Below are 25,752 nucleotides of genomic sequence, written 5' to 3'. Positions count from 1 at the left end.
ATGGCAGCGGCAAGGCCGACGGCGATCAGAGTCTTGCGGAACAGGTTGTTGGTGCGCATGGGATTTCTCCTGATAGTTGGGGAGCGCTGTCCATGAGACAGACGGTTGCCGCTGGCGGCGTCCGTGCAGCGATAACAACAGCATTCATGTGAATCGCGGATGGCTGGTGCCCGAAGTGATTCAGGGCCCGATTACGCATGCGAAGGCGGCGTCACGAAGGCGTCCGTAAAGCGTTGCCATTGATAAGATCGTGTCAATTGTGATGCCCATCACAATGGATCGTGCGACAACGCCAGCTTGGTGAAAGCCTGGATTTCTAGCTGCCATTGCTGCGTCGCAGTTGCGGATTTTTCCTATGCCGGCGCGCTGTCCGATGCCTTCACATCGCTTGTGAAATGGACGGCCATACGGCACATTTTGCGACAGCACAGTGCGTGTGCTGGCTTGATTTCGGGGGGAATCATGGCCGAGCTGGAAGTGCGGTTGTTTTCCGAGCGCCGGGAAGGCTTGCTCGTGGAACTCGGCCGCGTGGTTACCGAATATGGGCACGTACTGGTTCGACAACGGTTCGTGCAGGACGCGCAGGGCGCCTGCCTGACCTTGTTGCTGCGCGGGCCGGACGATCGCCAGCTTGCGTTGGAGGAGGCGCTGGGTACGCACCCTCGGGTCATCGGCTTTGAATCTTCGCGTGCGCCCAGCGACGGCGCCTACATGATGACAACCTCATTCGAGGTCGAGCCAGCCCTGGTTTCCGCAGAACCGATGGATGCCTCCGCCGGGGCCGACGTCGCGCGCGTGGAGCACATGCTGCCCAGCCTGGCCAAGGACTATCCGCGCATCTTTCCCTGGCTGATCAACCTCGAGTACGCCGTGTCCGCCGAGTCCCGCGATGCGTCGCTGCATCTGGCCGGGCGGCGCACGGGCAGCTGGATTTTCCGGCGGGATTTTTCGCTGGGCGCAAGGCTGCCGCTGCAGGACGCCATCAAGCGCATTGCCCTGCCGGCCCTGCGCGCGCTGGTCGCGGTCGAGCACCATGGGCACCAGCTGCATATCCGCGGGTGTCCGTTGTGCCAGCCAGGCTCGCCTTCCGGCGGGCATTTCTTCAGCGGATTCATCGAGGGCCTGCTGGCCGAGTCGGTGGATGCGCAGGCGGTGCTCGTGCACGAATCCAGCTGCCACACGCTGGGTTCGCCGGTATGCGTGTTCGATATATCCCGTTGAGGCTTATCGCATCGTCGCGGTAGCCGATCCCGGGCCATCCATTGCATAGGGGAAGGTCATGCAACACATGCATCAGCATTACAATCTCATGCTGGTCGTGCTGTCCTACGTGGTATCTGTACTTGGCTCCTTCACCGCGTTGCAGTTTGCGCTCGGCATTCCACGCGCACGCACGCAGACCCAGCGTTGGCTGGCGGTACTTGCGGCGGGTACTGCCATGGGCGGCGGCGCCATCTGGGCGATGCACTTCATCGCCATGCTGGCCTGCAACCTGGGCGTGCAGGTGACCTACGACGTTGTGCTTACGGGTATCTCTGCCGTGCTGGCTGTTGTCGCGTGTTCGATCGGGCTGGCCATGGTCAGCTCGGGCGCCCTCCGCTGGCCCAATCTCGTGTTCGCCGGGATGTTGATGGGGCTCGGCGTGGCGGGCATGCATTACCTGGGCATGGCAGCCATGCTGACGTCGGCACAGGTTTCCTACGACGGCAGCAGGGTGGCGCTGTCGGTGGGCATCGCCATCGTTGCCTCGATGGCCGCGCTGTGGCTGGCCTTCAATCTGCGCGGCAAGCTGCAGATGCTTGGCAGCGCCGTGGTGATGGGCGTGGCGGTGTGCGGCATGCATTACACCGGGATGTCGGCGATGCAGATGAGCCAGGGCGATCTGCTTCCTGCCGGCTTTGCCCAGGGAATCAGTGGCGATCATCTGGGCGCGGTGGTATTCGGCGTGGTGGTCGCGTTGCTGGTGCTGGCGCTGGGCCTGAGCATCGTTCGTCAGCAGCGGCGCGCCGCGCTCACGATCTGACGGTGTCACAAAGAAAAACGGGGCGCCCCTGGCGCCCCGTTGTCGTTTGACGCGTATGCCGCGTCTTACTTCAGCTCGGTCTGGCTGGTGACGACCAGGCCGCTGTTCTCCATCCGCACATCACCACCCAGCGACTTGATGCGCGCGGCCTGGGCCTGCATCGACTCGAACTGGGCTTTGGAACGCTCGGCGGTTGCCTTGGCCGTGGCCTGCGCTTCCGGATCGTCGCTGCCGGCCGAAGCGGTGAGCTCGGCGATGTGCTCCGCCTTCTGCGCCATGGCCTTCACCCACGCCTGGTACATCTCGCCGCTGAGATTCATACGGCCGAGGCGGCCGGCATCGCCACTGCTGGCGCTGAGCAGTTCGCCGAGCTTGGCGTCCTCACCCGGGCCGATGGCGAGCGCGAGCGCCTTGGGTCCCATCGCGGCCCACACGGGCGTGCCGAGCGGAGCGGTCACTTCGGGCGGCAGTGCCACCGGCTTGCCGTCAGGCGTCAGCTTGAGTTGCTGCAGGCCGGCGGAAGCCATCTGCGCCATGGCCAGCAGGCCTGCCGGGTTGGTGGTGCCGATCAGTACGCGCCCGCTGAACTTGGGCATGCTGTCGTTGCTGCCGGGCTCGAAGCTGTCCAGCGCGACACGCGCACCCAGCAAGTCACCTACCGGCGGCACGGCGGCCTGCTGCGACATCAGCCCGACCTTGCCCAGGCTTTCGTTGAGCTGGGCCAGCGTGGGGCAGGTGAATGGCTTGGCGGCCACCGCATCGGCCTGTGCGCTCCAGAAGGCGCGCATCTGCACCATCGGCACGGCAAGGCTGATGTCGAACGGCGCGGTGCCGGCGGCACCCAGGCCCGGCAGTTCCACCTTGAGACCGGCGAAGGCCTTGGTGATGTCGTCGGCGAGGGCCACGTCCCAGCGGATGTTCTGGTGCTTTTCGTCCAGCTTGGTGTATCCGAAGCTGATCGACGGCACGCGGGCCGCTATGCGGGCGGCGTCGCCTTCGCAGGCGGGGGATACCTTCAGCTGGTTGGCGATCGGCTCGCCCGTCTTGGCCGACTCGGCCTCGGCGCGCGTCTTGATCAGCGCGTTGAACAGCGGGTCCTTGCCGCTGGCGGCGAGCGGCAGCAGGCGGGTCAAGTCGACCTGACCGATGGCCCACGGCTGGTAGTCCTTGGCCTTGGCCAGCTTCTCCAGGCGGCCATCGTCCTGCAGGTTCTTGACCGGGCGGTCCAGGCCCAGGGCAAGGCGCAACGTGGCTTCCGGCGCATCGGAGGGCAGCAGCGCGGCGACGCCCTGCTTGCCGACCGTAGCCATCACGACCTGCAGGCCGACCTCGGTGGACACATGGCGGCGATAGCTCTGGCCGCCGATGGTGGCCGTGTCGAACGGCTTGCCGTAGGCGGTTTCCAGTCGCGCCACGAAGGCATCGAATGCCTTCGGATCAACCAGTTCGAAGCGCATCACCGGCGACAGGCCCAGGCCATAGATGGCCGAGCGACCCTTGATGTTGAGGCCGGCGCCCTGCGCGAACGACTCGATCGTCTTGCCGTCCACCTCGGCAATGATCGCCTTCAGCAGGCGCGAGGCGTCAGGATCCTTCTCGGCCAGATCGTCCGCCGTGGCGCGCAGCTGGGTCAGCTCGGCCGGCAACTGGGCATTGGCCTGCACCAGCAGCGCTTTGCGGGTGTCGTCGTCGAGCACGTCGAGGTTGGCCAGCACGTAGGGCGTGTCGGCCGGCACGAAAGCGAGAGGAGCGTCCTTGTCCTTGTGATGGCACGCAGCCAGCAGCACGCCGGCGAAGCCCAGCGCAGCAATGCGCGTCGTCGATCGCATGTCTATTCCCTTGAATATGATGGTGTCCAGCGCCGGGCATTATGCCCGGATTCAAGCCATGACGCGGTGCGTCAGGTCATTCAGCGCCCCAGCACCTCGGCCAGCACGGCCATGCGCACGAACACGCCGTTGCCCACCTGTTCGAGGATGCGCGACTGCGGGCCGTCGGCGACTTCCGAGGCGATCTCGATGCCGCGGTTCAGCGGTCCGGGATGCATGACGAGTGCGCCACGGGCCGCACGCTCCAGGCGCCGGTTATCCAGGCCGTAGCGGCTGAAGTATGCCGCCTCGTCGGGCAGGTCGGTGGCGGCCATGCGCTCTTTCTGCAGGCGCAGCATGATGACCACGTCGGCACCTTCGACCGCGGCGTCGAAATCATCGGTGATCACGCACTGCGGGAACTCGACCTGATCAGGCATCAGTGCCTTGGGCGAACACAGGCGGATTTCCTTCGTACCCAGTGCGCTCAACGCGTGCACGTCCGAACGCGCCACGCGCGAATGCTTCACGTCGCCGCAGATCACCACGGTGAGCTTGCTGAAGTCCGGACGATGCTGGCGGATGGTCAGCACGTCGAGCAGGCCCTGCGTCGGATGCGCCCGGTTGCCGTCGCCGGCGTTGATCACCGATACGCCGCTCATCGCGTGGCGTACCAGTTCCTCCGGTGTGCCGGAAACCTTGTGGCGCACCACGATGGCGTCCAGATGCATCGCTTCGAGCGTATGCAGCGTGTCGAACAGCGCCTCGCCCTTGCTGGTCGAGGAAAAGCCGATGTCGAAGTTGATCACGTCCGCGCCCAGTCGCCGCGCGGCCAGTTCGAACGAGGTACGCGTGCGCGTGGACGGTTCGAAGAACAGGTTGAGGATTGTGCGGCCGGCCAGGATGTCGAGCTTGCGCGTGCCGTGGGCGCAGCCGTCGCGCATCAGCTCCGCGCGATCGAGCAGGCGTTCGACGGTCTCGCGGGGCAGGTGCTCCAGCGTGGTGAGATGGCGCAGGCGGTGGCTCATGGCGGGAAGGTCGTCCGATGGAAGGTCAGTGGCCGGTGGCGGAAGCCAGCCAGCGTTCGAGGATGACGGCGGCGGCTTCGGCGTCGATGGTGGCGGCGTCGCGGCGTTTCTTCAGTCCGGCGGCGCGCGCGTTGGCGAAGCGCTGCGCGGCCTCCTGTGAACTGTAGCGCTCGTCCGTGAGCGCCACCGGCAGGTTGTAACGCTGCCCCAGCTTGTCGGCAAAGCGGCGCGCGCCCTTGCTTGCGGGTTGTTCCTCGCCGTCGAGCGTCAGCGGCAGGCCGACCACGAGCGTGTCGGGCATCCACTCCTGGCGCAGGGCATCAAGCCTGAGCCAATCGGGATCGCCGTCGCGCACCGCGATGGCGGCAAGGCCGCGCGCGCTTCCGGTGAAGCGATTGCCCACCGCGACGCCGATCAGGCGGCTGCCGACATCGAAACCAAGCACACAACTCATGCGTGGCCCGCGTAGCCGGGCAACTGCAACGGATCGATGCCGACCAGACCCGCCGCCGCGCTCCAGCGCTCCTCCATCGGCGTGTGGAACACCACCCGTTCGCTGGCCTCGACGGTCAGCCAGGTGTTGTCCTTCAGTTCCTGCTCCAACTGTCCTGCGCTCCAGCCGGCGTAGCCCAGCGCCATCACGGCAAGGCGCGGGCCTTCGCCCTTGGCCATGGCGGCCAGGATGTCGCGCGAGGTGGTCACCGACCAGTCGGTGTTGATGCGATAGCTCGACTCCCAGTGGCCCGGTTCGCGATGCAACACGAATCCGCGTTCCTGCTGCACGGGGCCGCCGATCAGCACCGGCGCATCGGCCAGTTCGAGATCGTTGCAGTTGAGCTTCATCTGGGCGAGCACGTCGCCTAGCCGGTATTCGGACAGCTGATTCACCAGCAGTCCCACCGCACCGTCCTCATCGTGCTGGCAGATGAAGGCCACGCCGCGCGAGAACGGCGGCTCGGCAAGACTGGGCATGGCGATCAGGAAATGACCGGCGAGCGACTGGGGCGAGGCGAAGGGATCGGACATGCCTCCATTGTATGCCCTGGGGAGGAGGGCGAGGAGTGAGTGGGGAGAAGTGAGAAAAGCAGATACGGGCTTTTCTCCCATTACTCACTTCTCCCCACTCCTTCCTCGCTCCTTCACCGGCTCTTCAACACGTCGTTGGGCATGAACTGCCAGGTGCGCGTGATGTTGAGCTCGTCGATGCGCTCCTTGTCCTCGGGAATCGCAGGGAACGGCGCGGACAGTCGCACGATGCGCTGGGCCGCGGCATCCAGCAGCGGCTGGCCCGAGCTTTGCACGATCTCGATGGTCTTCACCGAGCCATCGCGATTGAGTGTCACGGTCATCAGCACATCGCCATGCAATCCGCGCCGGCGCGCCTCGTTGGGATAGTTGAGGTTGCCGATGCGTTCCACGCGATCGACCCAGCCGCGCATGTAGGCGGCGTACGCGTATTCCCTGGTGCTGGAAGAGATGAACTTCTTCTTCGGGCGCTTGGCGTAGTTTTCCATGCTGTTGCGCCGTTCGGCGGCCAGCTGCGCCATTTCCTGCTTGATCCTCGCCTCATCGGCCGGATTGGCCTGGTCCTGCGGCGCCTGCTCCAGCTTGGCGCTGTCGCTGTTGACGGAGTAGTGACTGTTGCCCGTCGTCGTGAGCAGCTTGTCCGGCGTGGCCTCCTGCGGGCGCGGCGCGCTCGCCTGTACCGGTCGTGGCGCCACGCCGGGCGTCGGCGTGGGCAGCGGGCCAGAGACAAGCTGGGACGGGCGCGCCGCCTTGTCGCTCTCGCCGCCCCCGCTGTTGTTGGCCTGGGCAAGGAAGTCCGCCTTGTCCGGTGCCTCGCGATTGGCCACGTCCACCAGCGTGATGTCCAGCGTAGGCAGGCTGGGTCTGGATTTCACATATGTGAACCCGATGCCCAGTATCAGCACGCCATGCAGCAACAGCGAGAAAAGCATCGTTGCGCCGAACATGTCGGCGCTGGTGCGGACAGCAGGTTGGCTCACGCGGCGCGGTTTCCGATTCGGGTCTGCTCGATGACGTCGAACAGCTGGCCGGTGATATTAAGCCCGAACTGGGCATCCAGTTCCCGCGCACAGGTCGGCGATGTGACGTTGATCTCGGTGAGGTAGTCGCCGATCACGTCCAGCCCCACGAACAGCAGGCCGCGGCGGCGCAGCTCGGGTGCTACCTCGGAAACGATCCAGCGGTCGCGGTCCGACAGCGGCACGCCCACGCCGCGGCCGCCGGCGGCGAGATTGCCGCGGAAATCGCTGCCCTGCGGAATGCGCGCCAGCGCGTAAGGCACCGGTTCGCCATCGATCACCAGGATGCGCTTGTCACCCTCGGTGATCTGCGGGATGTACTTCTGCGCCATGGTGAACTGGCGGTGCTCGCCATGCGGACCGGCGGCGATCAGCGTTTCCAGCATGGAATTGAGGTTGCTGTCGCCCGCCACGGCACGGAAGATGCCGCGGCCGCCCATGCCGTCGAGCGGCTTGAGCACCACCTCGCCGTGCTCGGCCACGAAGGCGCGCAGCTCGGCCGCGTCGCGCGAGACGGTGGTCGGCGCCATGCATTGCGGAAAGTGCATGGCGAACAGCTTTTCGTTGCAGTCGCGCAGGGCCTGGGGGCGGTTCACCACGGTCACGCCAGCGCGCTCGGCCAGTTCGGCGACCATGGTGTCGTAGATGAACTGGGCGTCGACCGGAGGGTCCTTGCGCATCAGCACCACGTCCATCTCGCGCAGGTCACGCCAGCGAGGCTCCCCAAGCATGAACCAGCCCGACGGATCGTCGCGGACCGACAAGGGTGCCAGGCGGGCCCAGGGTTCGCCGCTGCGGGCAGCCAGGTCGCCCTGTTCCATGTAGAACAGTTCATGCCCCCGCCGCTGGGCTTCCAGCAGCATGGCGAAAGTGGTGTCCTTGGCGATCTTGATCGAGCCGATCGGGTCCATCAGTACGGCGACCTTGAGGGTCATCGTCATTCTCCGGTAGTAGAGCGCATCCACGATGCCCCGCCGGCGCGAGCCGGGGAACAGCGGGGCAGTTTACGTGGTCTGTCGACCGTATCCGAACAGGGGCCGTCCACTCGTCCCAGGCCCGGAACCTGTCAAGCGTTTTCCCGGGGCGCCGTCCGTTTCGATGACGCAGGGCGCTCCGCGCGAGATTTCAACTTGACGTCGCGTCGGGCAGGCGGTAAACAGCTACGCACGAGTGCCTGCCGGCTTAAGTGGATGTCGTACGTCGTAGGGAACTTTGCTGGATTTTTCTGTCCACACGTGGCTGCCAGCATGTTGCCGACAGCTGCACGATTTACCTGAGCCTGGGGCGGGTCGCAGGGGGGTGTTGTGAACTTGAACATAAGTGGAAATGGCCTGGCCGGCCTCAAGGTCATGGTTATCGACGACTCGAAAACCATCCGTCGAACCGCCGAAACCTTGCTTAAGAAAGAAGGTTGCGACGTGCTTACGGCGGTGGACGGCTTCGAGGCGCTCGCCAAGATCTCCGACCAGAAGCCCGCGATCATCTTCGTCGACATCATGATGCCGCGGCTCGACGGCTATCAGACCTGCGCGCTCATCAAGAACAATCCGCAGTTCCGCGGTACGCCCGTGATCATGCTCAGCTCGAAGGACGGCCTGTTCGACAAGGCGCGCGGGCGCATCGTGGGCGCAGAACAATACCTGACCAAGCCGTTCACCCGAGACGAACTGCTGGGTGCAATCCATCGACATGTCAGCACGGTGTAATACCGGCGACTACAGGGTCTAGGGGGACCTGTGGCCAATATCCTAATCATTGACGATTCGCCGACCGACGTGCGCGTGTTCACCACGCTGCTGGAGCGTGCCGGTTACAAGGTGGATTCCGTGGGCAATGCCGAAGAAGGCATCGAGCGCGTGCGCGCGGACAAGCCCAGCCTGGTCATCATGGACGTCATCATGCCCGGCATGAACGGCTTCCAGGCCACGCGTACGCTCACGCGCGACCCGGAAACGTCGAATATCCCGATCGTCATGATCACCACCAAGTCCATGGAAACAGACCGCGTGTGGGGCCTGCGCCAGGGTGCGCGCGCCTTCATCACCAAGCCGGTCAACGAAAAGGACCTGCTGGCCTGCATCAACGATCTCCTGCCAAACGCAGCCTGAGGCGACGATGACCCAGACCGCCGCGCTCTCGCCTTTCGAAATCCTGGCCCGCTACGAACGTCTTTCCCTGGCGCATGCTTCGGATACGCCGGAAAAGCTGGAGGCGCCGGGCCTGTGGCGCGGCATCGGTTTTCGCGCCGGCAGCCGCCTGTTCGTCAGCGGCATCGACGAAATCAGCGAACTGCTGGCCGTGCCGTCGCTGACGCCGGTGCCCGGTACGCAGGCCTGGCTGATGGGCGTGGCCAATGTGCGCGGCAACCTGGTGCCGGTCATCGACCTGTCCCGTTTCCTGTTCGGGGAGCGTACGCAGCACACCGAACGCACGCGCCTGCTGATCGTCCGCCAGGGCGGTGGTAGCGTGGCGCTGATGGTCGATGAGGTGTTCGGCCAACGCACGGTGGACACCGAACAGCGTCGCAATGCACAACAGGAAGACGATCCGCGCCTGTCGCGGTTCGTGGACGAACGCGTGGGCGAGCCCCTGCTGGCGGTGTTCAGCATGGGCAAGCTGGTACGTGCACCGGATTTCCGTCAGGCCGCCGCGGCCTGACGGGCAAAAAGTTCAACCATAAGTAGGACCGGTGCCGTTCGAGGCCGGAATCAGGGCGATGTACCGACACTTTTGCCGGCAAGCGCGGCGGGGTGTAGACGGGCGAGGTGAGCGAAATGAGCACTACAGGGGGCGTGGGCAAAGAGCGGGGCTATACAGGCCTCATCATTGCGCTGGTCATCGCGTTCGGTTTCACGGGTGTCGACTTCGTCATGCTTACGTTGCGTGGCCGTGAAGACAGCCAGGCCGTGGGTTTGACCACGCAGATCCAGGTGTTGTCGCAGCAGACGGCCAAATATGCGCTCGAGGCCGCGGACGGTAACGTCGATTCCTTCAAGGAATTGGAAACCAACCGCAACGCCATCGACTCGGCCGTGCAGCGCCTGGCCAAGGGCGACGAAAAGGGCGGCATGAAGCCCTACGCCGACAACAACGCCACGCCGGCCGGTCGCGCCGTCGCTGCACTGGGCAACGCCTGGGGCCAGCTCGACGCCGATATCGGCAAAATCCTCTCCAACAAGGCGTTGGTGGTGGACTCGGCCCAGCGTGCCGGCACGCTCTCGCGCGAGCTGCCCGTGCTGAACTCCAGCATGGAGCAGGTGGTGAACATCCTGCAGCAGCGGGGTGGTAGCGCAGAGCAGACCTATACCTCCGCCCGCCAGATGCTGCTGGCTGACCGCATGATCCGCCGAGTGCAGGAAGTGCTGCAGGGTGGCGACGCTTCGCAGCCCGCGGCCGACGGCCTCGCCCGCGACGGCCAGCTCTACGGTTCGGTGCTCAAGGGCCTGCTCGAAGGCAACGCGGAAGTCGGCGTGCGCTCGATGGGCGACGCCAATGCCCGCAAGATCCTCACCGACATGCAGTCGTCGTGGGACAACCTGCAGGACCCGGTGGGCAAACTGGTCGGTGCCGCAGGCAACCTTACCGACGTGAAGCGCGCCGGCAACCAGGCCTCGCTCGATTCGCAGAACGTGCTGCTGCGCGCCAACGAACTGGCCGACCAGATCGGCAAGTTGCCTACGCGCCGCCTGTTTCCCAACCTGTGGTGGGGCGTGCTTGGTGCCATCGGTGCCGCTGCGTTCCTGATCGTGCTGGTGGTCCAGTTGATCGCCGACCAACGCCGCCGCTTCCAGGATTCGACCGAACTCAACCAGCGTAACCAGGAGGCCATCATGCGCCTGCTGGACGAAATGGGTTCGCTCGCCGAAGGTGACTTGACCGTCAAGACCACGGTGACCGAGGACATCACCGGCGCCATCGCCGACTCGGTGAACTACGCCATCGACGAGTTGCGCACCCTGGTGACGACGATCAACGAGACGTCCGAGCAGGTGTCGTCCTCGGCGCAGGAAACGCAGACCACCGCGCGTCACCTGGCCGAATCCGCGCAGCACCAGGCACAGCGGATCAGCACCGCGACCACCGCGATCAACCAGATCGCGAGCCTGATGGATACGGTGTCGAAGGACTCCGCCGAATCGGCCGACGTGGCCGAGCGCTCGGTGAAAATCGCCTCGCGCGGCGCCGAAGTGGTGCGCGAGACGATCTCGGGCATGGACTCCATTCGCGATCAGATCCAGGAGACCTCCAAGCGCATCAAGCGGCTGGGTGAGTCTTCGCAGGAAATCGGCTCGATCGTGGAACTGATCAACGACATTGCCGAGCAGACCAACATCCTCGCGTTGAACGCCGCCATCCAGGCAGCGTCGGCAGGTGAAGCGGGCCGCGGCTTCGCAGTGGTGGCGGACGAAGTGCAGCGCCTCGCGGAACGCTCCGCAAGCGCGACGAAGCGAATCGAAACGCTGGTTCAGACCATTCAGTCCGATACCAACGAAGCGGTGAACTCGATGGAACAGACCACCGCGGAAGTGGTGGCCGGTGCTCGACTCGCGGAGGACGCGGGCAGTGCACTGGGCGACATCGAGCGCGTGTCGCACGACTTGTCCGCGCTGATTCAGAACATCTCCACCCAGGCGCGCCAGCAGTCCACCGCGGCCTCCGACATTTCGGTATCGATGAACGCGATCCAGGAAATTACCTCGCAGACCTCGCAGGGCGCGAGCCAGACGGCCGACTCGATCGGTTACCTGGCCCAGCTGGCGAGCGACCTGCGGCGATCCGTGGCTCACTTCAAGTTGCCGGGCTGACACAACGATTTTTCACAGGGGGCAACCTCGACGGTTGCGTGACAAAGCGTTACGTGGCCGGTGAGAGGGGCGCATGAGACTTCAAGACAACATCGATTTCACCACCCTGCAGTGGGTCAAGCCGGAGCTCGACGAGACGCTGGCGCTTGCCCGCGAGGCGTTGGAGTCCTACGTCGACAACCCGGGCAACCGGGATGCCATGCGCTCGTGTGCGGACAGCCTGCACCAGGTGCAAGGCACGCTGCGCATGGTCGAGCTGTATGGCGCCTCCATGGTCACCGAGGAGATGGAGACACTCGCCATCTCGCTGATGGAAGACCACGTCGCCAACCGCGAGGAAGCGTATGCCGCGTTGATGCGCGGCCTGATGCAGCTGCCCGATTACCTCGAGCGACTCTCGGGCGGTCATCGCGACGTACCGGTCGTGCTGCTGCCGCTGCTCAACGACCTGCGTTCCAGTCGCGGTCAGCAGGCGCTGCACGAATCAGCACTGTTCACGCCCAACCTCGAAGTCATCCTGCCGCCAGAGGCACCGGCACCGCACGCCGTGTCGCCGGAACGCCAGCGCAGCGAGATCACCAACCTGCGCCTGCGCTTCCAGCAGCAGTTGCTGGGCTGGTTCCGCGGCCAGGGCAACGACCAGCAGCTGGGCGGCATGATCCAGACGCTGGATGCGATCACCACGCGTTGCCAGACCGTTCCGGGGCGCCGCCTGTGGTGGATCGCTGCCGGCGTGCTCGAGGGTGTGCAGCATGGCGCGCTGAAGCAGCAGGCAGGCGAAGTGCGCCAGTTGATCGGCAAAGTCGACCGCAGCATCCGTCAGCTTGTCGAAAACGGCGAGGCGAGCCTGCGTGGCGGCGACGCCGACGAACTCGCGCGCAAGCTGCTTTACGTCGCGGGCCAGGTTCGTCAGGGCAGCCCGCGCATGGAACAGCTGCGCGAAACGTACAAGCTTGATGCCCTGCTGCCGGAAGCCAGCGAGATCGAACACGCGCGTGGCTCGATGTCCGGGCACAACCGCGCCTTGCTCGATTCCGTCGCCAAGGCGTTGAAGGACGACCTGCTGCGCGTCAAGGAGTCGCTGGACCTGTTCCTGCGCCAGGCCGATGCCGATCCGGCGCAACTCGCCAGCCAGACCGAAGTGCTGGAACGCGTCGGCGATACGCTGGGCATGCTCGCCCTGGCCGTGCCGCGCCGCGTCGTCAACGAACAACGCCGCGTGCTGGACGAAATCGCCAGCCGCGTGCGCGCACCCGACGAAGAGCTTCTGCTCGACGTGGCAGGTGCCCTGCTTTACGTCGAAGCCTCGCTCGATGACCACATCGAAAGCCTGGGCGCCGAAGAAGAACATCACGTCTCCGATGGCCCGGCGGCGATGCTGCCGCGCAGTGAGGCGCGGCACATCCTTGCCACGCTCATGCATGAGGCGACCGCCAACACGGGCAAGGTGAAGGACGCCATCGTCGCCTACGTGGAATCGGGCTGGCAGTCCCAGCAGCTGGCCGACGTCAGCGCGCTGATGGACGAAGTTTCCGGCGCCATGCGCATGCTGTCCGCGCCGCGACCGGCCGAGCTGGCCGAAGGCATTGGCCGCTTCGTCGGCAACGAATTGCTGGCCGACCGTCGCGTGCCGAGCAGCGCGCAGATGGACCATCTGGCCGACGCACTCGCCGCGCTCGAGTACTACCTCGAAGCCGCACGCGAGCATCGCGGAGGTCTGGAACACATTCTCGACGTCGCCGAGCACAGCCTCAGCACGCTGGGTTACTGGCCGCCTCCGGCCGCCCGCGTGGTCGAGCACGACGAACTCGACGAAGCACCGGAACACATCGCCAAGGCCGCCGACGCCGCACTGGCCGCCGCGCTCGCCAACCAGCCGGAACTGTCCGAAAGCGTCAGCCTGGGTCATGGTGACGATCTCTCCGACCTCATCGTCGGCAGCAGCGAGACGCCGCAGTCGGCAGCGCACGAGATCACCGGCCTGCGTCTGGCTGATACCGAACACGTGTCGCCGCAGGAGGCCCTGCAGGGCGATGGTGACGAGTGGGTCGAGATCGAGGAGGAAGTGTTCGAGCAGGTGCCGGTGAGCGGTGCCGCGGCCGTCGAAGCGGGCTTTCAGTCCAGCACGGCAGGCATCGACGACGACATCCGCGAGATCTTCCTGGAGGAGATGCAGGAGGAAATCGACAACCTGCATGCGGCCCGCCAGTCCTGGCTGGCCGATACGACGCAGTTTGATGCGCTTACCTCCATCCGTCGTTCTTTCCACACGCTGAAGGGTTCGGGTCGCCTGGTGGGCGCCACCTTGCTGGGCGAGTTCGCCTGGAAGGTGGAGAACATGCTCAACCGCGTGCTCGACCAGTCCATTGCACCGCACGATGGAGTGCAGGCGTTGATCTCCGCCGCCATCGATGCGTTGCCGCAGCTGCGTGCCGCGTTGACGGGCGAAGGCGCCGTAACGGCACCGATCTCCGCCATCATGGACACGGCCGAACGCCTGTCCGCCGGCCAGGAAGACGCTCGCATCGCCGACGTGGCACCGGTTGCCACCGAGACGGTGCGTCGAGTGGTCCGCCGTCGCATACCGCGTATCGATGCTGCCGCTGCCGCCATTCCGTCGGACAGCCTCGCGCATATCGAGCCCGCGTCGGAACAGACCATCGTTCCGATGGAAACGATCGATGCGCCGGTGATGCCGCCGATCGATCCGGTGCTGCTTGAAATCCTGCGCAGCGAAGTGGCCCAGTACCTGTCCACCATCCGCACCGCCATCAATCGCGTCGACGGCGAATTGCGCGTCGACGACGGCCTGCTGCGCGCGGTGCACACGCTGCACGGCGCCATCGCGATGGTCGACATCCCGCTGCTCACGCAGTTGTTGTCGCCGCTGGAAAGCCTGCTCAAGCGCCTGCGTGCCGCGGGCCTTCCGCTGTCTACCGAAGGGGTCTACCTGCTCAGCCAGAGCGCGGACGCCGTCGATCACGTAATGAGCCAGTTCGATGCGCCGTCGCCGCAGCTGCCGGATCTCGATGGCTTGATCCATCGGCTCATCGAGCTGCGCGACAGCCAGCCCGAGCCGCAGGTCGCCCACGTGTTGTTCGAGCCGCATGCGGACGAGCTGGACGTCGAGCCGGTCGCGGACGTTTCGCACGAAGAGTTGCTTGGTGCGTCGCTGGATGCAGCGCTTTCCGACGCTTCCGGCCGCGGTGCGGAAGAGGACGAGGACATCGTCATTCCCGCCGAGCCGATCAGCGACAACTACGCTGACGAACTGCTGCAGGCGTTGGGCGAATTCGACCTGGACGCCCATTTGCCGTCGACGGAGCAGGTATCGCCGTCGCACACGACGAACGAAGCGCCGCACGCCGTCCCGATGGACGACGAGTTCGCCGACGTCTACGCCGAGCTGTTGGGAGAGGCTGAAGCACTGGAGATCGGCACGCCGGGCGAACCGAATGGCGCCGAAGGTCTGGTTGCCGAGGAACTCGATGCCGAGGAAGCGGCGGCGTTCGGTCTTATCGACACGTCCTCGCATGGCGAAACCCCGGCCCAGCAGGCCGATGCCAGTGCCGACGCTCCTGTACCTGTTGTGGCTGGGGAAATGCTCGAAGAGACCGAGATTCCGTCGGTCATCGAGACGTCCATCGAGGAGCCCTCGGCCGAAGGCGTCGTGGTCGAACAGCCTGTCGCGGAAGTACCTGAAGCGGTCGAGCCTGAGTCCGTTGTGCCCGAAGTGGCCTCTGGCGAGGACGAGGAAGAAGGCGAGGGGCTGTTGTTGCCCAGCCAGATCGATCCCGACCTGCTGGAAATCTTCATCGAGGAAGCGCGCGAAATCCTCGACCACTCCGACAGCGTTCTCGCGCAGTGGCGCACTGAACCGACCCAGTTGGAGCATCTGGCCGAGATCCAGCGCGACCTGCATACGCTGAAGGGCGGTGCGCGCATTGCCGGCATGGTGCCGGTGGGCGACCTGACCCATGCGATCGAAACGGCGCTGGAAAAGCCGCTCAATCCGGAGTCGGCGAAGTTCGGCGAACTCATCGCCGCGTTGGAAGCGGGCTTCGACCTGCTGCATCACCTGGTGCAGCGCGTATCGCAGGGCCGTTCCATCGCCTACCCGCAGGCGATGATCGACCGCTTCGTCGGCATGGCCGGCGACGACGACACGGCGGCCGCGCCTGCATCGGCGACGGTGCTGCCGTTCCCCGAACGCATCAAGTTGCCGGAGCTGCTCCCCGAGGAACGCGACGAAGCGCCAAGCACGCCGCAGGAGCAGATCCGCGTCCGCGCCGAACTGCTCGATACGCTGGTGAACCATGCCGGCGAGGTGGCGATCTACCGTTCGCGTCTCGAGCAGCAGGTGGCCGGCTACCGCTTCAACCTGGTCGAGCTTGACCAGACCGTGCAGCGTCTTCGCAGCCAGCTGCGCATGCTGGAAATCGAAACCGAAGCGCAGATCATCGCGCGCTTCCAGCGTGAGCATCGCGAAGGCGGCATGTCGGTGTTCGACCCGCTCGAACTCGATCGCTTCTCGCAGTTGCAGCAGTACTCGCGTGCACTGGCCGAGTCGGTATCCGACTTGGTGTCCATCCAGGGCATGCTCGATGAACTCACCCGTCAGGCGGAAACGCTGCTGATCCAGCAGTCGCGCGTGAGTTCGGAGCTGCAGGAAGGCTTGCTGCGCACCCGCATGCTGCCGTTCGACACCATGGTGCCGAACCTGCGCCGCACGCTGCGCCAAGCCGCGCAGGAAGAAGGCAAGAGCGCCCAACTGTACGTGGAAGGCGCGCACGGCGAAATGGATCGCAACCTGCTCGATCGCATCAAGGCGCCGTTCGAGCACATGCTGCGCAACGCCGTGGCGCACGGCATCGAATCGCCATCCCATCGCCGCAAGGCGGGCAAGTCGGCCGAAGGTGCGGTGCGCATCCGCGTGGCGCGTGAAGCGACCGAGGTGGTCGTGCGCGTGACCGACGACGGTCGTGGCCTCGACCGCGAGGCCATCCGCAAGCGCGGTGTCGAGCGCGGGCTTGTTCGCGCCGATGCACGCCTCAGCGACGACCAGGTGCTTGCCCTTATCACGCAGCCGGGTTTCTCCACTGCCAGCACCGTCACCCAGCTCGCCGGTCGTGGCGTGGGCATGGACGTGGTGGCGAACGAAATCAAGCAGCTCGGTGGCGCGCTGTCGATCGAATCGAAGAGCGGCGAAGGCACTACGTTCGTACTGCGCCTGCCATTCACCCTCGCGGTGACGCAGGCCATCCTGGTCCGCATCGGTGAGGCGACCTTCGCCATCCCGATGACGTCGGTGCAGGGCGTGGCACGCATCACGCCGTCGGAACTGGCGGAGCGTGTGGCCGAGGCCGAGCCGGTGTTCCCGTATGCCGGCGAGGACTACAGCATCCATGATCTGTCCGATCTGCTCGGCATCGCACCCAGCCACGCCAGCGACGAAGAACAGATTCCGCTGCTGCTGACCCGCGCGGGCGACCTGCGCGCCGCGATTCGCATCGATGCCGTGATCGGCTCGCGCGAAATCGTGGTGAAGTCGGTAGGTCCGCAGGTGAGCTCGGTGCCGGGCATCCTTGGCGCGACCATCATGGGCGACGGTTCGGTGCTGATCATTCTTGATCTCGCCCCGCTGGTTCGCCATGGCACCGCGCGTCGCCAGCAGCGGTTGGAGGAAGGCCTCAGCGCCGTGTCGACACCGGTGGTGGAAGAGCTGCGCGTGCGCCCGCTGGTGATGGTGGTCGACGACTCCATCACCATGCGCAAGGTCACTGGCCGCGTGCTGGAGCGTCACGAGTACGAAGTCACCACGGCGAAGGACGGTGTCGACGCACTGGAAAAGCTGCACGATCGCGTGCCCGACCTGATGCTGCTCGACATCGAGATGCCGCGCATGGACGGTTACGAGCTGGCCACGCAGATGAAGGCCGATCCGCGCCTGCGCGATGTACCGATCATCATGATCACCTCGCGCACCGGCGATAAGCATCGCCAGCGCGCGTTCGACATCGGCGTGGATCGCTACCTCGGCAAGCCCTACCAGGAGGCCGAGTTGCTGGCACAGATCGGCGAGGTGCTCGAACAGCGCACCATGGAGTCGCTCAATGGCTGAGTCGTCGATTGCAGTTGCTCTTCTTTTCGACGACGTGGAACTGGGCGGCCAGCTGCGTGAAGCGCTCCGCGAACACGGCGCGCAGATCGTGCACGAAGGCGCGCTGTCCACCCTCAGCAGGAACATGCTGAAAGACACCGGCGCGCAAGTGCTGGTGGTGAATCTGGACGAGGAGGCCGAGGACGAACTCGACCGCCTGTACGACGTGATCGATGGTGACCACCCGCGCGTGGTGTTCAACGACGCTCAGGCCAGCCGCAAGCTGGGTGGCTGGGATCGGGCGCGCTGGGCGCGGCATCTCGCCGTGAAGGTCATGGCGAATGGTGACCTCGACCCGCCGCGCCCCCACGACGCGCCAGCCGTACCGTCGACTCCCATGGCCGAGAGCGAGCCGGTGTTCGTGCAGCCGGCATGGTCCGAGCCGGTGGCGGATGAAGACGATCTGCCCGAACTGCCGGCGCTCGAATCTGAAGCTTTCGAGCCGACCCCGGTCCAGGTTGCAGATGAGCCCGTTGATGCGCCGGTCGAGACGGCGTTCGACGGAGCAGAGTTTCAGGATGTTGCCGTTGAAGGTTCGACAAGCAGTGAACCCGCAGCCCACGACGCGACGGAATCGGATTCGCTCGCGGCCGAGCTGGAAGCGCTGCTGGCCAACGACGAACCGCTGGCGCCGGAAGATGATTTCGGATCGCTGAAATTCAGCGGCGAGGATGAACCGCCACCGCTGCACGACGGCCACTTCGGCGTGGACGAGCTCGCCACGCGCGGCCCGGCTCCGGTCGAGGAGCCCATGCCGATGGCGGCGCTGCAGGAAGAGCCGTCTGTCCGTGCAATGCCGTCGTTCCAGCTTGACCATCTGGCATTGACCCCGCTGGATGACTCGTTCATGCCGATGGGCTCTGTCGAAGCGGGAAGCAAGGAATCCTCCGCCCTTTTGGGAACCGCCTCCAGCTGGGCCCTGGTCAGCGAGGACGAAGCGCACGCCGCGCCGGCCGTATCCCGGGATTTCGGCATCGAGAAGGTGAGCGCCGCGGAGTACCTGGCACCGGAAGGTGGCGAGGAAGAACAGTCGTTCCTCAAGCCGGGCATGACCCTGGAGCTGGTGTCGATCGAGGAGGCCATTGCCCCTCGCCAGTACGAGGGCGGCCACGAAATGGTGCTGGCCGACCTCGATGGCGCCATCAGTCGCGTGTTGGTGCTCGGTGCGGCGGCGGACAGCGTGGATGCCGTCTGTGCCTTCCTCTCGCAGGTGCCGCCGGATCTGCGCGCCACCGTGCTGCATGTCCAGCATCTGGGCGACAAGTCGGCCGAAGCGCTTGCCGAAGAGCTCGGCGATCATTCGGATCTGCCTGTCAATGTCGCCAGCCATGGCAGCCGCGCCCGCATGGGCGAGGTGCTGGTGGTGCCGGCAGGACAGCAGGCGCGCATCCAGCGCGATGGCCGGGTGGAACTGCATGCGCTGGATGGTCAGGACGTGCGCAGCAGCCTGCCCATCGACGCCAGTTTCACGATGGCGGCCAACGTGTTTGGCCGTAATGCTCTGGCGATCGTGTTCGCCGGCAATGCCAACGATGCGCTCGGCGGTTGCCAGGCCATCCATGACCGCGGCGGCCAGGTCTGGACGGAGACGCCGCCGGACATGCATTTTGCCGACATGGTGCACGGCATCGAAGCCGAGCGTCTCAACAGTTATTCAGGCACGCCCGCCGAGCTGGCGGCGCGTTTGGTCGAAGAAATGTCGATGGAGGGCTGGCGATGAGCGAGCTACCGCTACCCCGTGAAATCCGCTGCGTGCTGGTGCCGGTAGGCAACCTGCGTTTGCTGTTGCCCAACGCCACCGTGGCCGAAGTGATCACCCAGCCGGCGACCGAATCGGTGGAAGGCGCGCCGGCATGGCTGCTTGGTCGCATCGCCTGGCGTGGCTGGCGCGTACCCCTGTTGTCGTTCAACACGCTGGCGGGTGCCGGCGAAGGCGACAGCGAGCAGACCGTGCGCGTGGCGGTGTTGAAGGCGCTCAGCGGTCATGCGGAGCTGCCTTTCGTAGCCGTGGTGACGCAAGGCTTCCCGCGCCTGACCACGCTCAACGCCGAACTGATCATTCCCACCCACGACGGCGCGCCGCTGCCGCCTGGCGTGAAGGCCCAGGTGCTGGTGCGCGACGACGTCGCCGTCATCCCGGACCTGGAAGCGATCGAAGCGGAACTGATCGACCTGCTGGAACTGGCCAGCTGATGGCCAGCTGATGGCCAGCGGCGACGCGTAGTCGTTACACGTCGCCGTGCAACGCCTGCAAGGCGGCGAGGGCGGCGAGGCCCGCCGTTTCCGTGCGAAGGATGCGTGGGCCGAGCCTCAGGCCCGCAAAGCCCGCCTCCGTCAGCGCCGTTGTATCGCGCTGGCCCAGCCCGCCTTCCGGTCCCACCACCAGGATGCCGCCAGCAGCGGTGAAGCGCAGTGCCGATGCCCGCTGAGTTCCCTCGGGCAGCAGCGCGAGGCGCAGGGCGCCGTCGGCCGGCAGCTCGCGTAGCCACGCTTCCAAAGGTAGCGCCGGACAGATCTCCGGGACACAGGCGCGACCACTTTGTTCGCACGCGCTGGCCACGACGGCGCGCCAGTGGGCGAGCCGCTTTTCGGCACGGCCAGCGTCCAGCTTCACCTCCGAACGCTCGGTCAACAGCGGCACGATACGCGCCACGCCCAATTCGGTGGCCTTCTGCACGATGAGATCCATCTTCTCGCCACGCGCCACGCCCTGAGCCAGCGTCAGCGTCAGCGGCGACTCATTGGAGACGAGATGGCCGGTCTCGATCTGGACGATCACTTCGCGCTTGCCGACGGCCCGTATGACGGCCGGATAGTCGTGGCCGTCGCCGTTGAACAGCGTGACCGGATCACCGACGGTCAGACGCAGCACGCGCGCCACGTGTTCGCCCGCCTGCGCCGGGAGGCCCAGTTCAAGGCCCACGGAAAGCGGTTGGTCGACGTGTATGCGGATGGTGCGCATGGCGCGTTGGAAACCCCGTAAAACGGAAAGCATAGCGGACCGCCGGCACGCCGTCCCGGCGGCCGCGCCAGCAAGCTGAATGCCCGGTCCATGGCGCCTGGCGAATATTTGCCAGCCGGGCGGTGGCGGCGCAGCATGGTCCCGTCCCTCATTCCCCGGAGGTGCCTCATGAACAAGCCCATCAGCACATCGCTTCTCGCCTTGCTGTTTGCCGTGGCAGCCAGCGCGACGGTGGCCCAGACCGCGGCCCCGGCAGCGGATAACCAGAGCATGGGCCCGTTCCAGGAAGGCAAGCTCAACGGCCAGCCCGAGGTGAAACACCCGGCGCCCGGCGATCGCAACTGCATCCAGAGCACGGGCAGCGCGATTCCCGCCAAAAAGGGGAGTCCTTGCCTGTCGGTGCCAGGGCGCAGCTATAGCCGCCAGGACATCCAGAACACCGGTGAACCCACCCTGGGACCCGCGCTGCAGAAACTTGATCCCAGCGTGACGATCCAGGGCGGCCACTGAGCCGTGCTCAGGCGATCGCCTGTTCAATGCCCTGGAGCGCAGTGTCCACGAGGTGATCGATCTCTTCGGTGGTCACGACATAAGGCGGCATGAAATAGATGATGTCGCCGAGCGGACGCAGCAGCGCGCCGTGGGCGAGGCCGTGCAGGTAAACCCGAAGGCCGCGCCTTTCGGCTGAGGGGAAGGCACGCCGGCTGGCCTTGTCCGCCACCAGTTCGATCGCGGCGATCATGCCGGTCTGGCGCACGTCGGCGACATGCGGATGATCCACCACCGGCGCGAGCCTGCGCGACAGGTGCGCGGCCAAGGCGCGGTTGCGTTCCAGCACCGGTTCTTCGCGGAAAATCGCCAGCGTTTCCAGCGCCACGCGGCATGCCAGCGGATTGCCGGTATAGCTGTGCGAATGCAGGAACGCCTTGCCTGCGCTGTATTCGGCGTAGAACGCGTCGTAGACCTGCGTGGTGGTAAGCACGGCCGAGAGCGGCAGGAACCCGCCGGTAAGTCCCTTGGACAAGCACATGAAATCCGGCGATACGCCAGCCTGTTCGCAGGCGAACAGCGTGCCCGTGCGACCGAAGCCGACGGCGATCTCGTCGGCGATGAAGTGCACGTTGAATTCGTCGCACAGCACGCGCAGCCCGGCAAGATAATCGGGGTGGTACATGCGCATGCCGCCAGCGCACTGCACGAGCGGCTCGACGATGACGGCGCACACTTCGTGCGCGTGTTGCTCCAGCAGGGCACGCATGTCGCCCAGCCGTCGCCGCGCGAAGGCGGCCATGTCTTCCCCGGGCTCTGCCTCGCAGGCATCGGGCGAAGGCGCCAGGAACGGCGTGAGCAACAGGGGTGCGTAGGTTTTCCGATACAGCGCCACATCGCTGACCGACAACGCACCCAGCGTTTCGCCGTGGTAGCTGCCGGTGAGCGCGATGAAGCGCGTCTTCTCGCCGTGGCCCTGATTGAGCCAGTAGTGGAAGCTCATCTTCAGCGCTACTTCGATCGCCGCCGATCCGTTGTCGGCATAGAACACGCGGTCCAGGCCGGCCGGCGTGACGCGCACCAGTTCCTCGGCCAGCGCGACGGCCGGTTCGTGGGTGAAACCGGCAAAAATCACGTGCTCCAGCGTGCGCGCCTGATCGGCCAGTGCCGCGGCGATGCGCGGGTTTGCGTGGCCGAACAGATTGGTCCACCAGGAACTGATGCCGTCGAGATAGCGGCGCCCATCGGTGCCGATCAGCCAGGCGCCTTCACCTCGGGCGATGGGTACCATGGGGACGGTCCGGTGATCGTGCATCTGCGTGCAGGGATGCCACAGATGGCTCAGGTCGCGACGCACCAGCGCGTCGGCAGCGGGGAGGATGTTCATCGGGCTATGATCGGGTTTGGAGCATGCCCGCTCAAGTCTCGCCTCCCCTGGGAACTGGTTTGAAGCACTGGCGTATCGCATTGGCGGCCTTTGTCGGCCTGCTGCTCATCGGCTTTGCCCTGCTGTGGTTCATGCCCGCACGCTGGGCCGTGCCGCTGCTCGCGGGGCGCCTCAACGGGCTGCAGTTGCATGACGTCAGTGGTTTGCTTTGGCAAGGGCGTGCAGGCCAGGTGGTGTCGGCCACCGGTACGCCGCTGGGCCCTCTGGAATGGACGCTGGATAGACGCGCCTTGCTCGGCGAGCAACACGTGCGCGTGGACCTGCAAGGCCCCCGCGTGCAATTGCACGGCCGCATGGACGGCCGAAACGCGGCTGAGGCGGTCTGGACGGACGTCCAAATGCGCGCCGACATGGACGCACTGGGTCCTCGCCTCAACCTGCCCATGGGCCGTCCGCGCGGTGTCCTGCAACTCACCGCGAACCGGGCCCAGTTGCACGGCGGATGGCCCGTCGTGCTTGATGCGCGCATCCATTGGCAGGACGCCACGCTGCGCACGCCGCATCAGGGAGAGTTGCCGCTGGGCGATCTCACGCTGAGCCTGCGCGGCAGCAACGGGGTGGTCGAGGGACATCTGCACGACGACGGCAACGGACCGTTGCGCATCGACGGCCGCTTGCAGCTCAGTCCGCTGGCCTGGCGCTTCAATGCCGTGGCAGCACCGCGCCAGCCGGCGCCGGCGCTGCAGCGGTGGCTGGCAAGTTTTGGTGCAGTGGATGCCGATGGCGTCACGCATATTCAATACAAGGGTGGCCTGGCGGCTGCCATGCCCGAGGGGAAATCATGAGCGAACTGGATCTGCAGCATGCGCTGGCTGCCGCGCGCGAAGCCGCGCAGGCGGCATCCGAAGTGCTGTGGCACTACTGGCGGCGTGGCGTGGATGTCGAACTCAAGAGCGACGACACGCCCGTCACCGTGGCCGATCGCGAAGCGGAACTGGCCATCCGGAAAGTGCTGCAGGCGGCGTTGCCCGACGCCTCCATCTATGGCGAGGAATTCGGCAAGGATGAGGGCGGGCAGGACCTGATGTGGATGGTCGATCCACTCGACGGCACCAAGAGCTTCGTGCGGCGCACGCCGTTCTTCTCCACGCAGATTGCGCTCATGCATCGTGGCGAGCTGGTCGTGGGCGTGTCGAGCGCGCCGATCTACGGCGAAACGATGTGGGCGAGCGCGGGCGATGGATGCTGGTTCGAGGGTGAGCGGGTACGCGTGGCGGCCACCTCGTCGCTCGCGCAGGCGTCGATTTCTACCGGCAACATCAAATCGCTCACCGCCGACGCACGCTGGGCCGAACTGGGTGCACTGATCCGCGAGAGCAATCGCATCCGCGGTTATGGCGACTTCTGCCATTACCACCTGCTTGCGCGTGGCGGGCTGGATGTGGTGATCGAGTCGGACGTGAACATCCTCGACATCGCGGCATTGGCCGTGATCGTGCGGGAAGCGGGTGGCGCGTTCACCGATCTGGACGGCCAGCCGCTGACACTGGATACGCGCAGCGTGCTGGCCGGTACGCCTGCTCTTCACGCCATGGCGCTTTCGCGGCTTCAAGACGCTTTGAAGGGATAGAATCAACCGATGCCCAAGCCACCGATCGTCCATGCCACCCGTGAGGTGCACGACAGCAGCTTCCTGCGCGTCGAGCAGCTTGATCTGGAGTTCTCCAACGGCGAATGCCGCACTTATGAGCGACTGAAGGGCAGCGGATTGGGTGCCGTGATCATCGTGCCGATGCAGGATGATGAAACCGTGCTGCTGGTGCGCGAGTACGGCGCGGGCGTCGGCCGTTACGAGCTGGGTTTGCCGAAGGGTCGCCTCGATCGCGACGAAACGGTGGAGCAGGGCGCGGATCGCGAGCTCAAGGAAGAAATCGGATTTGGCGCGCGCAAGCTGAAGATCCTGCACAACCTGTCGCTGTCGCCGTCCTACATGACCCACATGGCGCACGTGGTGCTTGCGCAGGACCTGTATCCCGAGCGGCTGGAAGGCGACGAGCCGGAGGAACTGGAAGTGGTGCCATGGAAGCTGGCGGACCTGCATGTGCTGGTCGCACGCGACGACGTCACCGAAGGCCGCTCCATCGCTGCGCTGTTCATGGCGCGCGAATATCTTGCCGGCCGGTTCCAGCCGACATGAGCCAGTCCACGGTTCCATCGCTCCTGCAACAGGTGGCTGCGATCGCGCGTGAGGCTGCCCAGGCCATCCTGGCCGTCTATGGCGAAGATTTTGAAGTCCAGCGCAAGGACGACCACTCACCCGTCACCGACGCGGATCTTGCCGCCCAGCGCGTGATTGCCGCGGGTCTGGCGCAGCTGGAAACCGTGCTGCCGGTGATTTCCGAAGAAGCCCGCCATGCGCCGTGGACGCAGCGGCGAGAGTGGGAACACTACTGGCTGGTGGATCCGCTGGACGGTACGCGTGAGTTCGTCAAGCGCAACGGCGAATTCACCGTGAACATCGCGCTCATCGAACATCACGAACCGGTGCTGGGCGTCGTGCTGGCGCCGGTGACCGGTGAACTCTTTGCCGCCTCGCGTGGCCATGGCGCGTGGCTGCAGCGCAGCGCCGATGCAGGCTGGGAGCGCATCGGCACGCGCCGCCTGGCGACGCCCGCGACGGTGGCGGGAAGCCGTTCGCATGGTGGTGCGGGCGCGGCGTTGTTGCAGCAATTGATCGGTGGCGATTACGCGTCGATGCCGCTCGGCTCCTCGCTGAAATTCTGCCTTGTGGCGCGCGGCGAAGCAGACGTCTATCTGCGCCGCGGCGCCACCAGCGAGTGGGATACCGCCGCTGCGCAGAGCGTGCTGGAAGAGGCGGGCGGCGCCGTGCTGGACCTGGCGGGCGAACCATTGCGCTACAACCGCGGCGATTCGCTGATCAATCCCGAATTCATCGCGGTCGGCGATACCTCGGTCGACTGGCGCGCGCGCTTGCAGGCCGCAGACATGGACGCTTCGTGAGCGCCGGCGAGCGGCACAGCCTGG

Annotated in this window: 22 protein-coding genes; 14 read left to right on the top strand and 8 right to left on the bottom strand. The window is 65.6% G+C overall.

Annotated features, from left to right (window positions below; all coding sequences use genetic code 11):
• Window positions 1-462: 462 nt before the first annotated feature.
• Together VFG49_RS12480 and VFG49_RS12475 are read left to right on the top strand one after the other, a co-directional pair.
• The gene (locus tag VFG49_RS12480; protein ID WP_324860953.1) at window positions 463-1,221 is read left to right on the top strand and encodes a hypothetical protein; all 759 of its coding nucleotides are present in this window, start codon (window positions 463-465) and stop codon (window positions 1,219-1,221) included.
• A 67-nt stretch (window positions 1,222-1,288) separates the two neighbouring features.
• On the top strand, window positions 1,289-2,023 hold the full coding sequence (locus VFG49_RS12475; RefSeq protein WP_324860952.1) for an MHYT domain-containing protein: 735 nt from the start codon (window positions 1,289-1,291) through the stop codon (window positions 2,021-2,023).
• Between the two features lie 65 nt (window positions 2,024-2,088).
• Here VFG49_RS12475 and VFG49_RS12470 read toward each other — a convergent pair whose 3' ends face one another.
• The 6 genes from VFG49_RS12470 to gshB form a co-directional block, all read right to left on the bottom strand.
• Entirely contained in the window at window positions 2,089-3,852 is a 1,764-nt protein-coding gene (locus tag VFG49_RS12470) for a hypothetical protein (protein ID WP_324860950.1), read from the bottom strand.
• A gap of 80 nt (window positions 3,853-3,932) precedes the next feature.
• Entirely contained in the window at window positions 3,933-4,859 is a 927-nt protein-coding gene (locus tag VFG49_RS12465) for an aspartate carbamoyltransferase catalytic subunit (protein WP_324860948.1), read from the bottom strand.
• A 25-nt stretch (window positions 4,860-4,884) separates the two neighbouring features.
• A complete protein-coding gene (gene ruvX / locus VFG49_RS12460) occupies window positions 4,885-5,313 on the bottom strand; it encodes a Holliday junction resolvase RuvX (RefSeq protein WP_324860946.1) in 429 nt (142 codons plus the stop codon).
• Window positions 5,310-5,885: a YqgE/AlgH family protein gene (locus tag VFG49_RS12455; protein WP_324860944.1), complete on the bottom strand. Its 576-nt coding sequence runs from the start codon at window positions 5,883-5,885 to the stop codon at window positions 5,310-5,312. Before VFG49_RS12455 ends, ruvX begins: the two co-directional genes overlap by 4 nt.
• Before the next feature lie 113 nt (window positions 5,886-5,998).
• Window positions 5,999-6,865, bottom strand: a complete 867-nt coding sequence (locus VFG49_RS12450; RefSeq protein WP_324860942.1) for an energy transducer TonB — start codon at window positions 6,863-6,865, stop codon at window positions 5,999-6,001.
• Window positions 6,862-7,839, bottom strand: a complete 978-nt coding sequence (gene gshB, locus VFG49_RS12445; protein ID WP_324860940.1) for a glutathione synthase — start codon at window positions 7,837-7,839, stop codon at window positions 6,862-6,864. The genes VFG49_RS12450 and gshB overlap by 4 nt, the downstream gene beginning before the upstream one ends.
• A 414-nt stretch (window positions 7,840-8,253) precedes the next feature.
• Here gshB and pilG point away from each other — a divergent pair, with 414 nt between their 5' ends.
• The 7 genes from pilG (at window position 8,254) to VFG49_RS12410 (ending at window position 20,062) form a co-directional block, all read left to right on the top strand.
• Window positions 8,254-8,610 carry a twitching motility response regulator PilG gene (pilG, locus tag VFG49_RS12440; RefSeq protein WP_114238650.1) on the top strand — a complete coding sequence of 119 codons (357 nt, stop codon included), beginning with the start codon at window positions 8,254-8,256 and terminating at the stop codon, window positions 8,608-8,610.
• Window positions 8,611-8,640: 30 nt separating this feature from the next.
• Window positions 8,641-9,012: a response regulator gene (locus tag VFG49_RS12435; protein ID WP_324860936.1), complete on the top strand. Its 372-nt coding sequence runs from the start codon at window positions 8,641-8,643 to the stop codon at window positions 9,010-9,012.
• A gap of 7 nt (window positions 9,013-9,019) precedes the next feature.
• Window positions 9,020-9,562, top strand: a complete 543-nt coding sequence (locus tag VFG49_RS12430) for a chemotaxis protein CheW (RefSeq protein ID WP_324860934.1) — start codon at window positions 9,020-9,022, stop codon at window positions 9,560-9,562.
• A 116-nt stretch (window positions 9,563-9,678) separates the two neighbouring features.
• Window positions 9,679-11,709, top strand: a complete 2,031-nt coding sequence (locus VFG49_RS12425; protein ID WP_324860932.1) for a methyl-accepting chemotaxis protein — start codon at window positions 9,679-9,681, stop codon at window positions 11,707-11,709.
• A gap of 73 nt (window positions 11,710-11,782) precedes the next feature.
• A complete protein-coding gene (locus tag VFG49_RS12420) occupies window positions 11,783-17,830 on the top strand; it encodes an Hpt domain-containing protein (RefSeq protein ID WP_324860930.1) in 6,048 nt (2,015 codons plus the stop codon).
• Window positions 17,823-19,589, top strand: coding sequence for a chemotaxis protein CheB (locus VFG49_RS12415; RefSeq protein WP_324860928.1), 1,767 nt, complete (start codon window positions 17,823-17,825; stop codon window positions 19,587-19,589). The genes VFG49_RS12420 and VFG49_RS12415 overlap by 8 nt, the downstream gene beginning before the upstream one ends.
• Window positions 19,586-20,062: a chemotaxis protein CheW gene (locus VFG49_RS12410; protein ID WP_324860926.1), complete on the top strand. Its 477-nt coding sequence runs from the start codon at window positions 19,586-19,588 to the stop codon at window positions 20,060-20,062. The genes VFG49_RS12415 and VFG49_RS12410 overlap by 4 nt, the downstream gene beginning before the upstream one ends.
• 34 nt (window positions 20,063-20,096) lie before the next feature.
• On the opposite strand, the gene VFG49_RS12405 is transcribed toward VFG49_RS12410, so the two are convergent.
• Window positions 20,097-20,831 carry a 16S rRNA (uracil(1498)-N(3))-methyltransferase gene (locus VFG49_RS12405; protein WP_324860924.1) on the bottom strand — a complete coding sequence of 245 codons (735 nt, stop codon included), beginning with the start codon at window positions 20,829-20,831 and terminating at the stop codon, window positions 20,097-20,099.
• A gap of 168 nt (window positions 20,832-20,999) precedes the next feature.
• Between VFG49_RS12405 and VFG49_RS12400 the strand changes: the two genes are divergently transcribed.
• Window positions 21,000-21,341, top strand: coding sequence for a hypothetical protein (locus tag VFG49_RS12400; RefSeq protein WP_324860922.1), 342 nt, complete (start codon window positions 21,000-21,002; stop codon window positions 21,339-21,341).
• 7 nt (window positions 21,342-21,348) lie between these two features.
• Here the strand turns inward: VFG49_RS12400 and VFG49_RS12395 are convergent, their stop codons facing one another.
• The gene (locus tag VFG49_RS12395) at window positions 21,349-22,707 is read right to left on the bottom strand and encodes an adenosylmethionine--8-amino-7-oxononanoate transaminase (protein WP_324860920.1); all 1,359 of its coding nucleotides are present in this window, start codon (window positions 22,705-22,707) and stop codon (window positions 21,349-21,351) included.
• A gap of 59 nt (window positions 22,708-22,766) precedes the next feature.
• Here VFG49_RS12395 and VFG49_RS12390 point away from each other — a divergent pair, with 59 nt between their 5' ends.
• Genes VFG49_RS12390 through cysQ form a run of 4 tightly spaced genes read left to right on the top strand, consistent with a single transcriptional unit; the run spans window position 22,767 to window position 25,728 of the window.
• Window positions 22,767-23,552, top strand: coding sequence for a type II secretion system protein N (locus VFG49_RS12390; RefSeq protein WP_324860918.1), 786 nt, complete (start codon window positions 22,767-22,769; stop codon window positions 23,550-23,552).
• On the top strand, window positions 23,549-24,337 hold the full coding sequence (locus tag VFG49_RS12385; RefSeq protein ID WP_324860916.1) for an inositol monophosphatase family protein: 789 nt from the start codon (window positions 23,549-23,551) through the stop codon (window positions 24,335-24,337). The genes VFG49_RS12390 and VFG49_RS12385 overlap by 4 nt, the downstream gene beginning before the upstream one ends.
• 9 nt (window positions 24,338-24,346) lie before the next feature.
• On the top strand, window positions 24,347-24,904 hold the full coding sequence (nudE, locus tag VFG49_RS12380; RefSeq protein ID WP_324860914.1) for an ADP compounds hydrolase NudE: 558 nt from the start codon (window positions 24,347-24,349) through the stop codon (window positions 24,902-24,904).
• Entirely contained in the window at window positions 24,901-25,728 is an 828-nt protein-coding gene (gene cysQ / locus VFG49_RS12375; RefSeq protein WP_324860912.1) for a 3'(2'),5'-bisphosphate nucleotidase CysQ, read from the top strand. The genes nudE and cysQ overlap by 4 nt, the downstream gene beginning before the upstream one ends.
• Window positions 25,729-25,752: the final 24 nt, after the last annotated feature.

The organism is Dyella sp., assembly GCF_035685885.1.
In the GTDB taxonomy this organism is placed as follows: Bacteria; Pseudomonadota; Gammaproteobacteria; order Xanthomonadales; family Rhodanobacteraceae; genus Dyella.
This window is presented reverse-complemented; position numbering and strand designations above follow the sequence as displayed.

Bases quoted from the DNA above. Each gene is read 5' to 3' on its own strand.
- ruvX (WP_324860946.1), bottom strand. From the start codon at position 5,313: ATGAGTTGTGTGCTTGGTTTCGATGTCGGCAGCCGCCTGATCGGCGTC.
- VFG49_RS12415 (WP_324860928.1), top strand. From the start codon at position 17,823: ATGGCTGAGTCGTCGATTGCAGTTGCTCTTCTTTTCGACGACGTGGAA.
- pilG (WP_114238650.1), top strand. From the start codon at position 8,254: ATGGTTATCGACGACTCGAAAACCATCCGTCGAACCGCCGAAACCTTG.
- VFG49_RS12425 (WP_324860932.1), top strand. From the start codon at position 9,679: ATGAGCACTACAGGGGGCGTGGGCAAAGAGCGGGGCTATACAGGCCTC.
- VFG49_RS12465 (WP_324860948.1), bottom strand. From the start codon at position 4,859: ATGAGCCACCGCCTGCGCCATCTCACCACGCTGGAGCACCTGCCCCGC.
- VFG49_RS12395 (WP_324860920.1), bottom strand. From the start codon at position 22,707: ATGAACATCCTCCCCGCTGCCGACGCGCTGGTGCGTCGCGACCTGAGC.
- VFG49_RS12475 (WP_324860952.1), top strand. From the start codon at position 1,289: ATGCATCAGCATTACAATCTCATGCTGGTCGTGCTGTCCTACGTGGTA.
- VFG49_RS12385 (WP_324860916.1), top strand. From the start codon at position 23,549: ATGAGCGAACTGGATCTGCAGCATGCGCTGGCTGCCGCGCGCGAAGCC.
- cysQ (WP_324860912.1), top strand. From the start codon at position 24,901: ATGAGCCAGTCCACGGTTCCATCGCTCCTGCAACAGGTGGCTGCGATC.
- VFG49_RS12470 (WP_324860950.1), bottom strand. From the start codon at position 3,852: ATGCGATCGACGACGCGCATTGCTGCGCTGGGCTTCGCCGGCGTGCTG.
- VFG49_RS12420 (WP_324860930.1), top strand. From the start codon at position 11,783: ATGAGACTTCAAGACAACATCGATTTCACCACCCTGCAGTGGGTCAAG.
- nudE (WP_324860914.1), top strand. From the start codon at position 24,347: ATGCCCAAGCCACCGATCGTCCATGCCACCCGTGAGGTGCACGACAGC.
- VFG49_RS12455 (WP_324860944.1), bottom strand. From the start codon at position 5,885: ATGTCCGATCCCTTCGCCTCGCCCCAGTCGCTCGCCGGTCATTTCCTG.
- VFG49_RS12410 (WP_324860926.1), top strand. From the start codon at position 19,586: ATGAGCGAGCTACCGCTACCCCGTGAAATCCGCTGCGTGCTGGTGCCG.
- gshB (WP_324860940.1), bottom strand. From the start codon at position 7,839: ATGACCCTCAAGGTCGCCGTACTGATGGACCCGATCGGCTCGATCAAG.
- VFG49_RS12405 (WP_324860924.1), bottom strand. From the start codon at position 20,831: ATGCGCACCATCCGCATACACGTCGACCAACCGCTTTCCGTGGGCCTT.
- VFG49_RS12480 (WP_324860953.1), top strand. From the start codon at position 463: ATGGCCGAGCTGGAAGTGCGGTTGTTTTCCGAGCGCCGGGAAGGCTTG.
- VFG49_RS12430 (WP_324860934.1), top strand. From the start codon at position 9,020: ATGACCCAGACCGCCGCGCTCTCGCCTTTCGAAATCCTGGCCCGCTAC.
- VFG49_RS12400 (WP_324860922.1), top strand. From the start codon at position 21,000: ATGAACAAGCCCATCAGCACATCGCTTCTCGCCTTGCTGTTTGCCGTG.